This is a genomic window from Agrococcus sp. TF02-05, from assembly GCF_017565345.1.
Lineage (GTDB): Bacteria > Actinomycetota > Actinomycetes > Actinomycetales > Microbacteriaceae > Agrococcus > Agrococcus pavilionensis.
Genome location: NZ_JAGEKO010000001.1, coordinates 367,616 through 378,726 on the forward strand (window position 1 = coordinate 367,616; position 11,111 = coordinate 378,726).

10 protein-coding genes are annotated in these 11,111 nt (G+C 73.0%); 7 read left to right on the forward strand and 3 right to left on the reverse strand.

The features are described 5' to 3' along the window. Positions 1-55 precede the first annotated feature (55 nt). From aceE to JQT67_RS01875, 6 genes are all read left to right on the forward strand, one after another. The gene (gene aceE / locus JQT67_RS01850) at positions 56-2,773 is read left to right on the forward strand and encodes a pyruvate dehydrogenase (acetyl-transferring), homodimeric type (protein ID WP_307864152.1); all 2,718 of its coding nucleotides are present in this window, start codon (positions 56-58) and stop codon (positions 2,771-2,773) included. An 88-nt stretch (positions 2,774-2,861) separates the two neighbouring features. Next, positions 2,862-4,025 carry a CdaR family transcriptional regulator gene (locus JQT67_RS01855; RefSeq protein WP_208063230.1) on the forward strand — a complete coding sequence of 388 codons (1,164 nt, stop codon included), beginning with the start codon at positions 2,862-2,864 and terminating at the stop codon, positions 4,023-4,025. A 5-nt stretch (positions 4,026-4,030) separates the two neighbouring features. Then, positions 4,031-4,951, forward strand: coding sequence for an ACP S-malonyltransferase (locus JQT67_RS01860; protein ID WP_208063411.1), 921 nt, complete (start codon positions 4,031-4,033; stop codon positions 4,949-4,951). Continuing rightward, positions 4,948-5,961 carry a beta-ketoacyl-ACP synthase III gene (locus JQT67_RS01865; protein WP_208063231.1) on the forward strand — a complete coding sequence of 338 codons (1,014 nt, stop codon included), beginning with the start codon at positions 4,948-4,950 and terminating at the stop codon, positions 5,959-5,961. The genes JQT67_RS01860 and JQT67_RS01865 overlap by 4 nt, the downstream gene beginning before the upstream one ends. 36 nt (positions 5,962-5,997) lie before the next feature. Further along, a complete protein-coding gene (locus JQT67_RS01870; RefSeq protein ID WP_021011716.1) occupies positions 5,998-6,249 on the forward strand; it encodes an acyl carrier protein in 252 nt (83 codons plus the stop codon). Between the two features lie 64 nt (positions 6,250-6,313). Beyond that, positions 6,314-7,549 carry a beta-ketoacyl synthase gene (locus JQT67_RS01875; RefSeq protein WP_208063232.1) on the forward strand — a complete coding sequence of 412 codons (1,236 nt, stop codon included), beginning with the start codon at positions 6,314-6,316 and terminating at the stop codon, positions 7,547-7,549. A 60-nt stretch (positions 7,550-7,609) separates the two neighbouring features. On the opposite strand, the gene JQT67_RS01880 is transcribed toward JQT67_RS01875, so the two are convergent. After that, positions 7,610-8,137, reverse strand: a complete 528-nt coding sequence (locus JQT67_RS01880; RefSeq protein ID WP_021011714.1) for a DUF3145 family protein — start codon at positions 8,135-8,137, stop codon at positions 7,610-7,612. A 135-nt stretch (positions 8,138-8,272) separates the two neighbouring features. After that, positions 8,273-9,109: a DUF1684 domain-containing protein gene (locus JQT67_RS01885; RefSeq protein WP_208063233.1), complete on the reverse strand. Its 837-nt coding sequence runs from the start codon at positions 9,107-9,109 to the stop codon at positions 8,273-8,275. A gap of 47 nt (positions 9,110-9,156) precedes the next feature. On the opposite strand from JQT67_RS01885, the gene JQT67_RS01890 reads away from it, so the two are divergent. Next, positions 9,157-9,969 (forward strand): LLM class flavin-dependent oxidoreductase, encoded by an 813-nt coding sequence (locus tag JQT67_RS01890; RefSeq protein ID WP_243755500.1) that lies wholly within the window; start codon positions 9,157-9,159, stop codon positions 9,967-9,969. Positions 9,970-9,986: 17 nt separating this feature from the next. On the opposite strand, the gene JQT67_RS01895 is transcribed toward JQT67_RS01890, so the two are convergent. Beyond that, positions 9,987-11,060, reverse strand: a complete 1,074-nt coding sequence (locus JQT67_RS01895) for an alanine racemase (RefSeq protein ID WP_208063234.1) — start codon at positions 11,058-11,060, stop codon at positions 9,987-9,989. Positions 11,061-11,111: the final 51 nt, after the last annotated feature.

Genomic DNA, 11,111 nt, shown 5'->3' on the forward strand with positions numbered 1-11,111 from the left:
GTGGCTGCGCCCGCCACCCAGGAGCGCACGCGCCCAATCGACGTCAGGAGCTTCGGTGCTGAACGACCAGGACCCGTACTCGCCCCACGTGAACGACCCCGACCCGAGCGAGACCGCCGAGTGGCAGGAGTCGCTCTCGCAGCTCGTCGAGGCGAACGGCCACCAGCGCGGGCGCGAGATCATGCTGAGCCTGCTCAAGCGCTCGAAGGAGCTGCACCTCGGCGTGCCGATGGTGCCGACGACCGACTACCTCAACACGATCGCGCCCGACGCCGAGGCCGAGTTCCCCGGCGACGAGGCGCTCGAGCGCACCTACCGCCGCTGGATCCGCTGGAACGCGGCCATCATGGTGCACCGCGCGCAGGCGCCCGGCATCGGCGTCGGCGGCCACATCTCGACGTACGCCTCGTCGGCGTCGCTCTACGAGGTCGGCCTCAACCACTTCTTCCGCGGCCAGGACGCGCCCGGCGGCGGCGACCAGATCTTCTACCAGGGCCACGCCTCCCCCGGCATGTACGCGCGCGCGTTCCTCGAGGGCCGGCTGAGCGAGGCGCAGATGGACGCCTTCCGCCAGGAGAAGTCGAAGGCGCCCAACGGCATCCCCTCCTATCCGCACCCGCGGATGATGCCCGACTTCTGGCAGTTCCCGACCGTCTCGATGGGCCTCGGCCCCATCAACGCGATCTACCAGGCGCAGGCCAACCGCTACCTCGTCAACCGCGGCATCAAGAGCGAGCTCGACTCGCAGGTGTGGGCGTTCCTCGGCGACGGCGAGATGGACGAGGTCGAGTCGCGCGGCGCGCTGCAGCTCGCCGCGAACGACGGCCTCGACAACCTCAACTTCGTCATCAACGCGAACCTCCAGCGCCTCGACGGGCCGGTGCGCGGCAACGGCAAGATCATCCAGGAGCTCGAGTCGTTCTTCCGCGGCGCGGGCTGGAACGTCATCAAGGTCATCTGGGGCCGAGAGTGGGATGCGCTGCTCGAGCAGGACCACGAGGGCGCGCTCCGCGACCTCATGAACCGCACCCCCGACGGCGACTACCAGACCTACAAGGCGGAGTCCGGCCTGTTCGTGCGCGAGCAGTTCTTCGGCCGCGACCCGCGCACGCTCGAGATGGTCAAGCACCTGACGGACGACGAGATCTGGGCGCTCAAGCGCGGCGGCCACGACTACCGCAAGGTCTACGCGGCATACAAGGCGGCGACCGAGCACAAGGGCCAGCCGACCGTCATCATCGCGAAGACGGTCAAGGGCTACGGCCTCGGCAAGAGCTTCGAGGGCCGCAACGCGACCCACCAGATGAAGAAGCTCACGCTCGACGACCTGAAGTCGTTCCGCGACGCGATGCAGATCGACATCTCCGACAAGCAGCTCGAGAGCGACCCGTACCACCCGCCGTACTGGAACCCCGGGATGGACTCCCCCGAGATCCAGTACATGCTCGAGCGTCGGCGCGAGCTCGGCGGCTTCACGCCCGAGCGCCGCTCGAAGCACACGATCATCCCGCTGCCCGAGGACAAGACCTACGACATGCCCAAGAAGGGCTCGGGCAAGCAGCAGGTCGCGACCACGATGGCCTTCGTGCGGCTCCTCAAGGACCTGCTGCGCGACAAGGGCTGGGGCGACCGCTTCGTGCCGATCATCCCCGACGAGGCGCGCACGTTCGGCATCGACGCGTTCTTCCCGACCGCGAAGATCTACAACCCGCAGGGCCAGAACTACACGTCGGTCGACCGCGACCTGCTGCTGAAGTACCGCGAGGCGCCCGACGGGCAGATCGTGCACGTCGGCATCAACGAGGCCGGCGCGATGGCCGCGTTCACCGCCGCCGCGACGTCGTACTCGACGCACGGCGAGCCGCTCATCCCGATCTACGTCTTCTACTCGATGTTCGGGTTCCAGCGCACCGGCGACTCGATCTGGGCGGCTGCCGACCAGATGGCGCGCGGCTTCCTCATCGGCGCGACCGCGGGGCGCACGACGCTCGCGGGCGAGGGCACGCAGCACGCCGACGGCCACTCGCCGCTCCTCGCGTCGACGAACCCGGCCGTGCTCGCCTACGACCCCGCCTACGGCTACGAGATCGCCCACATCACCCAGATGGGCATCGAGCGCATGTACGGCGAGGAGCCGGAGGACGTCATCGTCTACCTCACGGTCTACAACGAGCCGATGGTGCAGCCGGCCGAGCCCGAGGGCGTCGACGTCGAGGGCATCCGCCGCGGCATCCACCGCGTCTCGACGAGCGACCACCACCCGATCAAGGTGCAGCTGCTCGGCTCGGGCGTCGCGCTGCCGTGGCTCCACCACGCGCAGGAGCTGCTCGGCACCGATTGGGGCATCTCGGCCGACATCTGGTCGGTCACCTCGTGGAGCGAGCTGCGCCGCGACGGCCTCGAGGCCGACGAGCACAACCTGCTCCACCCGCAGGAGCCCGCGAAGGTGCCGTACGTCACCCAGCGCCTGTCGGAGGCCGACGGCCCCTTCATCGCGACGAGCGACTACATGCGCGCGGTGCCCGACCAGATCCGCGAGTGGGTCCCGGGCGACTACGCGACGCTCGGCGCCGATGGCTTCGGCTTCGCCGACACCCGCGCCGCCGCTCGCCGCTTCTTCAAGATCGACAGCCACTCCGTGGTCGTGCGCGCGCTCGACGCGCTCGCGAAGCAGGGCAAGGTGCCGCTCGGCATGGTGCAGCAGGCGATCGCGAAGTACAGCATCCACGACGTGAACGCGGGCGTGTCCGGCACCGTCGGCGGCGACTCCTAGGCGGCCGCCGCTGACCGCTGACGCCGAGCTGAAGGCGCAGCAGCTCGCGTGGCTGCGTCGCACCTCCGGTGACCTCGCGACGCAGGTGATGCGCGCGCTCGACGACCGGCTGCCCTGGTACCGCACGATGCCGCCCTCGCGGCGGAGCGCCGTCGGGCTCGTCGCGCAATCGGGCATCACGTCGTTCATCGCCTGGCACGAGGACCCGGAGGCGCAGCCGTGGATCGCGGCTGACGTCTTCGCGGCCGCCCCGCGCGAGCTGCTGCGGAGCGTGAGCCTGCAGCAGACGCTGCAGCTCATCCGCACCGTCGTGTCGGTCTTCGAGGAGCGCATCGGCGACGCCGACCCGGCGATGCGCGAGCCGATCCTGCGCTACTCGCGAGAGATCGCGTTCGCGGCCGCCGACGTCTACGCGCGCGCCGCCGAGTCGCGCGGGCTGTGGGACGCGCGCCTCGAGGCGCTCGTCGTCGACTCGATCCTCACGGGCGAGCACGACGACGAGCTGCCGAGCCGCTCGGCCGCGCTCGGCTGGCACGGCCGCGGCGAGTGCGCCGTGCTCGTGGGCGTCGCGCCGCGCATGCTCGACGTCGACGTCGTGCGCCGGAAGGCGAGGCATGCGGGATGCGACGTGCTGGTCGGGGTGCAGGGCACCCGGCTCGTCGTCGTCATCGGCCGCGAGGCCGCGCGCGAGGACGAGCGCGAGCCCGAGCCGATCGAGTTCCTCGCGATCGCCGCGCAGCTCGCCGAGGGATTCGGCGAGGGGCACCTCGTGCTCGGCCCCGCGGTGCCCGGCATCACCGACGCGGCCAAGAGCGCGAAGGCCGCGCTCGCGGGCTTCGCCGTCGCCGACGCGTGGCGGCGCACGCCGCGGCCCGTGCGCGCCGACGACCTGCTGCCGGAGCGCGCCCTCGCGGGCGACCCGCTCGCCCGCCAGCAGCTCGTGCGCACCGTCTACCAGCCGCTGCGCGACCACTCCTCCGACCTGCTCGCGACGCTCGCGTGCTACCTCGACACCGGCCGCTCGCTCGAGGCGACCGCGCGCGAGCTCTTCGTGCACCCGAACACCGTGCGCTATCGGCTCAAGCGCATCAGCGAGATCATCGGCTGGGACGCGACGGGCGCCCGCGAGGCGCTCGCGCTGCACACGGCGATCATCCTCGGCGCGATCCACGACGCCTCGCGCGAGCGCGGCCAGCGGCCGCCGCCGCCGAGCCCCCATGCCTCGCCGGGCAAGGGGACGGTGGGAGGATGAGCGACGTGATCGTCATCGTCGCTCCCGGGCAGGGCTCGCAGAAGCCCGGCTTCCTCTCCCCCTGGCTCGAGCAGCCGGGCGCCAGGGCGCGGCTCGCCGCGCTCGGCGAGGCCGCGAGCATCGACCTCGTCGAGCACGGCACCGTGAGCGACGCCGACACCATCCGCGACACGCGCGTCGCCCAGCCGCTCATCGTCGCGGCGGGCATCCTCGCGCTCGACGCCCTCGGCGAGCGCGCGAGCCTCGCGAGCGGCGTCGCGGGCCACTCGGTGGGCGAGATCACGGCTGCCGTCGCCGCGGGCGTCCTCGACGCGGAGGACGCGATGGCGCTCGTCGGCGAGCGCTCGCGCGCGATGGCGGATGCGGCCGCGCAGACGCCGACCGGCATGGCCGCCGTGATCGGCGCCGACGAGACGGAGCTCGAGACGCGGCTCGCGGAGCTCGGCCTCCAGCCGGCGAACTACAACGGCGGCGGCCAGGTCGTCGTCGCCGGCCCGCTCGACGCGCTCGCTGCGCTCGGCGAGGCGCCGCCCGCCCGCGCGCGCGTCATCCCGCTCCAGACTGCCGGCGCCTTCCACACGAGCTACATGGAACCCGCCGTCGAGCGCTTCCGCGCGAAGGCCGCATCCACCCCCACCGCCGACCCGACCACGACGCTGTGGACGAACCGCGACGGCAGCGCCGTCACGAGCGGCGCGGAGTTCCTCGAGCTCATCGTCGGGCAGCTCTCGAGCCCCGTGCGCTGGGACCTGTGCATGGCCGCCTTCCAGGAGGCGGGCGTGACCGGCATCATCGAGCTCGCCCCCGCGGGAGCGCTCGTCGGGCTCGCGAAGCGCGGTCTGCGCGGCGTGCCGGCCGTGGGCGTGAGCTCCCCCGACGACCTGGAGGCAGCCGTCCGGCTGCTGGAGAGCGGAGCCGCAGCATGACGAGCACCACGGGCAAGCCCAACCTGGCGAGCCTCCCCACCCGCGCGGGCGCGCGCATCCTCTCGGTCGGCGCCGCGCGCGGCGACCTCGAGGTGCCGAACGACGACCTCGTGGGCCCGATCGACTCCTCCGACGAGTGGATCCGGCAGCGCACCGGCATCATCAGCCGCGTGCGCGCGTCCGAGGGCGTCGAGGCCGTCGACCTCGCCGAGGCGGCGGCGAAGGAGGCCCTCGAGCGCGCCGGCATCGACGGCGAGACGATCGACGCGGTCATCGTCTCGACCATCAGCAACACCGTGCAGACGCCCTCGATGGCGGCGCTGCTCACCGAGCGCATCGGCGCGACCCCCGCGCCCGCGTTCGACATCTCGGCCGCGTGCGCCGGCTACGCCTACGGCGTCGCCCAGGCCGACGCGCTCGTGCGCAGCGGCATGGCGGAGCACGTGCTCGTCGTCGGCGTCGAGAAGCTCTCCGAGATCGTCGACCCGACCGACCGCTCGATCAGCTTCCTGCTCGGCGACGGCGCGGGCGCCGTCGTCATCGGCCCCTCCGACGAGCCCGGCATCAGCCCCTCGGTGTGGGGCTCCGACGGCGGCCAGTGGGACACCATCCGCATGACGAACACGCTCGGCTCGATGCGCGAGGGCGCCGCGTGGCCGACCCTGCGCCAGGACGGCCAGAAGGTCTTCCGCTGGGCCGTGTGGGAGATGGCGAAGAAGGCGCGCGAAGCGCTCCACGCCGCCGGCATCGAGCCCGGCGACCTCGCCGCGTTCATCCCCCATCAGGCGAACATGCGCATCATCGACGAGTTCGCGAAGCAGCTGAAGCTGCCCGACTCGGTCGTGATCGCCCGCGACATCGCGACGACCGGCAACACCTCTGCCGCGTCGATCCCGCTCGCGATGCACCGCATCCTCGAGGAGAACCCCGAGCTCTCGGGCGGCCTGGCGCTGCAGATCGGCTTCGGCGCCGGTCTCGTGTACGGCGCCCAGGTCGTGGTCCTCCCCTAGACTTCAACCCGTCCGACCGACAGAAGGAGACATCCCGTGGCCTACACCAAGGACGAGGTCCTCGCAGGGCTCGCCGACCTCGTGAACGACGAGACCGGCATCGCTACCGAGAACGTCCAGCTCGAGAAGTCGTTCACCGACGACCTCGACATCGACTCGATCTCGATGATGACCATCGTCGTGAACGCCGAGGAGAAGTTCGACGTCAAGATCCCGGACGACGAGGTCAAGAACCTCAAGACCGTCCAGGACGCGGTCGACTACATCACGAACGCCCAGGCCGCCTGAGGCCTGTGACGACTGCGCGTGCGGCCGGGTGGACCGGCCGCACGCGCGATCTGTGAGGAGAGCCATGACGAAGAAGATCGTCATCACCGGCATCGGCGCCACGTCGCCCATCGGCGGCACCGCTCGCGAGAGCTGGGAGGCGCTGCTCGCCGGCGAGCCCGGCGCGCGCTCGCTCGAGCACGAGTGGGTGCAGGAGCTGCAGCTCCCCGTCACGTTCGCCGCCGAGGCGAAGGTGCGCCCCGACACGGTGCTCGAGCGCCCGGTCGCGAAGCGCCTCGACCCCTCGAGCCAGCTCGCGCTCGTGGCCGCGAAGGAGGCGTTCGCCGACGCGGGCTCCCCCGAGGTCGACCCCGAGCGCCTCGGCGTCGACTTCTCGACCGGCATCGGCGGCCTGTGGACGCTGCTCGACGCATGGGACACGCTGCGCGAGCGCGGCCCCCGGCGCGTGCTGCCCATGACGGTGCCGATGCTCATGCCGAACGCGCCTTCGGCGGCGATCTCGATGCACTTCGAGGCGCGCGCCTACGCCCGCACCGTCGCCGCCGCGTGCGCCTCGAGCACCGAGGCGCTCGTGAACGCCTACGAACACCTGCAGGCGGGCCTCGCCGACGTCGTGCTCGCCGGCGGCAGCGAGTCGGCCATCCACCCGCTCACGCTCGCCGCCTTCTCCTCCATGCAGGCGCTCTCGCGCCGCAACGACGACCCGGCCACCGCATCCCGCCCCTACGACGTCTCGCGCGACGGGTTCGTCATGGGCGAGGGCGCCGCGGTGCTCGTCGTCGAGACCGAGGAGCACGCGCTCGCGCGCGGCGCGAAGATCTACGCGGAGCTCGCGGGCGGCGGCGTCACGGCCGACTCGTACCACATCACCGCGCCCGAGCCCGAGGGCCTCGGCGCGAGCCGGGCCGTGCACATGGCGCTCGAGGCCGCCGGGGCGACGCCCGACGAGGTCACCCACATCAACGCCCACGCGACGTCGACGCCCGTCGGCGACGTCGCCGAGGTGCGCGCGCTCGAGCGCGTGTTCGGCGAGCGCGTGCGCGAGATCCCGGTCTCGGCGACGAAGGCGGCCCACGGCCACCTGCTCGGCGGCACGGGCGCGCTCGAGGCGATCTTCACCGCCCTCGCGGTGCAGGAGCGCCAGGCACCGCCGACGATCAACGTCACGGAGCAGGACCCGGACGCGCCGCTGCGCATCTCGAACGCCCCGATGCCGCTCGGCGACGAGCCGCAGCTCGCGGTGTCGAACTCGTTCGGCTTCGGCGGCCACAACGCCGTCATCGCGATCCGCTCGGTCTGAGCCGCGAAGCACCGAGGCCCCCGCTGTCCGCAGCGGGGGCCTCGGTGGTACTCGGGTGCGTCAGCCGACGCGGTGCAGCCACGCGACGGGCGATGCATCGGAGGCGTGCCGGTAGCCCTCGAGGTCGCGGTCCCACGGGCCGGCCATCGCCTCGTCGAGCTCGGCGAGCAGGGCGCGCGAGTCGGGCCCGGCGGCCTCGATCGCGCTGCGGATGCGGTCCTCCGGCACGAGCAGGGAGCCTGCGGCGTCGATGCGGCGCGCCGCGATGCCGAGCTGCGGCGAGTGCATCCAGCGCATGCCGTCGCTGCCGGGCGTCGGGTCCTCGGTCACCTCGAAGCGCACGTCGCGCCACCCTGCGAGCGCGCTCGCGATCGCGGCGCCCGTGCCCGCGGGGCCGGTCCAGTGCACCTCGGTGCGCTCGGCACCGGGCTCGGCGGGCTGGGGCTGCCAGACGAAGCGCAGCGCGTCGCCGACGGCCTGGCCGATCGCCCACTCGAGGTGGGTGCGCATGGCGCGCTGGGACGCGTGGATCCAGACGACCCCCGCGGTGGTCGCGGGACGTCGCCTGAGCATGTTCGCAGCAGTCATCGTCTCTCCCTCGTTCGATGCGACTTCCCCATCGGTCGAACGAGCCCGAGTCGATGCCTCGAGTGTGGCACACGCCGCTCGCGAACTCCAAGCGTGTGATTCCGCCGCCTACTCAGCCGGCGGAGCGCGCGGCCGCTACTCGGCCGGCGCGGAGTCCGCGAAGATCGGCCGCTGCTCCCCCGCCTCGATCGGGAAGGCGAGGCGGTTGCCCGCGGGCGGCAGCGGGCAGTTGAACTGGTCGCTCATCGCGCACGGCGGCACGATCGCGCGGTTGAAGTCGAGCTCGACCGTGCCGTCGTGCCGCGGCTTGACGAACAGGAAGCGGCCGACGTCGTAGGTCGCCTCCCCCGTCGTCGCGTCGGCGAAGACGATCTGCAGGCTGTCGCCGTCCGGGAGCGCGACGAGCTCGACCTGGGCGCCCTCGTGCTCGAAGCGGATCGTGCCGGGCGAGACGCCCTGCCGCATCGAGCCGCCCTGCGACTTGCCGTACTCGAAGGCGACGCCGCCCTCGACGGGCTCGAACGTGCCCCGCTTCACCCACGCGGGGTCGTAGTCGTAGGTCGAGATGCCATCGAAGCCGCGCTCGTCGCCGGCCTCCGCATCCCACACGCGGAGCGCGAAGCGGCCGTGGAAGTCCGGCCCGATCACGAACGCGGTCCGGCGGTCGTCGAAGCGCACCGAGCTCGGCGTCATCGAGTCGTGGCTGTAGACGATCGCGGCGCCGTCGACCGTCTGGCCGTCGACGACGATCTCGGCCGACGCATCCGCCGTCACTTGCAGCCCGTCACCGGCGGGCGAGGGCGCCCACGTGCCGGGCACGCCCTCGATCTCCGTCGGCTCGGAGACCCACGCGGTCGTGACGAGCGCGACCGCGCCCTGCGGGCCGCGCACGCTCGCGTCGCGCTTGCGGCGGAAGGCGAGGTGCGACTCGGGCACGGTGGCGTCGGGGCTCGTGACGGCGGCGTCGGTCATGGCTCCAGCCTATCGATCGAGGATGCGCGACCGCCTACCGTGGGGCCATGGACGCGATGCCGCAGCTGAGCCTCATCATCCCTCCCGACGTGGCGCCCGAGCGCTTCGTCCCGATCGGCCGCGCCGCGGAGTCGGTCGGCGTCGACGAGCTGTGGGTGTGGGAGGACTGCTTCGCCGAATCGGGCTCCGCGACCGCTGCGGCGCTGCTCGCCGCGACCGAGCGCGTGCGCGTCGGCATCGGGCTCATGCCCGTGCCGCTCCGCGCGGTCGCGCTCACGGCGATGGAGATCGCGACGCTCGAGCGCATCGCGCCCGGTCGCGTGCTGCCGGGCGTCGGCCACGGCGTGCTCGAGTGGATGGGCCAGGCAGGCGTGCGAGCCCAGTCGCCGCTCACGCTGCTGCGCGAGCACGCGGAGGCCCTCCGGCGGCTGCTCGCGGGCGAGGCGGTGAGCGTCGAGGGCCGCTACGTGCAGCTCGACCGCGTGCAGCTGCGCTGGCCGCCCGCGGATCGCCCGCTCCTCTACCTCGGTGCGCAGCGGCCCAAGACGCTCGCGCTCGCCGCCGAGCTCGCCGACGGCGTCATCCTCGCGGGCGATGCGACGCCGGAGTCGACCCGTGCCGCGGTCGACGCGATCCGGTCGGTGCGCGCCGAGCGGGGGCTCGACGCGCCGTTCGAGGTCGTCCAGTTCCGAGGCGTGCGGGCGGATGCGTCGGCGGCCGAGGCGACGGACCTCGCGGCCGCGCTCGCCGACGCGGGCGCGACGAGCGTGCCGATCTTCGCGCTCGATCGCGGCGGCCGCATCGACGCCGGCGACGGCATCCTCCGGCTCGCCGAGACGATCGGCTCGCTCGGCGCGTGAAGGCCTGACCCGAGCCGTCAGTCGTTGCGGCCGCGAGCCGCGACGCGCCAGCGCGTCGATGGCAGCTCGTCGTCGCCGCGGTCGAACACGTGCAGCTCATCGACGAGGTTGACCGCCATGCACACGTGGTTCGGCACGACGCGCACGCGTGAGCCGAGGGGCGGGAGCTCGCCCGGCAGCTCGACGACGGCGTGGTGCTCGCTCAGCTGCACGATGCGTGCCTCGGGATCGTCGAGCAAGCGACCGTGACCGCTCGCCCACGCGGCCCGATCGGGGCCCAGCACCTTCGAGCCGGCATCGAGCACGAGCCGGCCTCCCGCGTGCGAGACAACCGTCGCGTGCGCGGTGAGCGCGATCGCGGCCGGAGGGGTCGCGCCGAGCTCCCACTGCTGCGCGTCGCCGAAGACGCTGACGCCGGGCCGGAGCTCGGTGATCGGCGAGCCGAGCTCGAGCGACGCCGCGAAGCTCGGCGTCGAGCCGCCCGAGACGATCATCGGCTCGACGCCTTCCGCGCGCATCGCGTCCGCGGCGATGCGGAGCCCCGCCGCCTCCTGCCGCGCCGCCTCCGCGCGCGCATCGGGCGCGTACGCGTGCCCCGGGAAGGCGAAGACGCCCTCGACGTCGATGCCCGCCCGCGCGGCGGCGACCGCGACGTCCCCCGCGCGCTCGGGCGCGCATCCGGATCGGTGATGGCCCACGTCGACCTCGACCCGGGCCGCGACCCGACCCGCGAGCCCGGCGCGCGCCATCCGCTCGGCGCCCTCGACCGAGTCGACGCCGATCGAGATCGCGGCGCCGGCGGCGACGAGATGGCTCAAGCGAGCGGCGCGCTCGCCGTCGATCCACAGCGGGAACGCGATGAAGAGGTCGTCGAGCCCGGCGGCGGCGAACGCCTCGGCTTCGCCGATCGTCGCGACCGTGAGCCCGTGCGCCCCCGCCGCGACCTGCATCCGCCCGATCTCGATCGTCTTGTGGGTCTTCGCGTGCGGCCGGAGGGCGATGCCGCGCGCGGTCGCGGCCTCGGCCGCGCGCGCGATGTTCGCCTGCATCCGCTCGAGGTCGACCGCGAGGTAGGGCGTCGAGGGTGCCATGCCTCGGAGCGTATCGGCCGCCGCTCCCGGCGTTCCCGCAGGGGCTCCGAC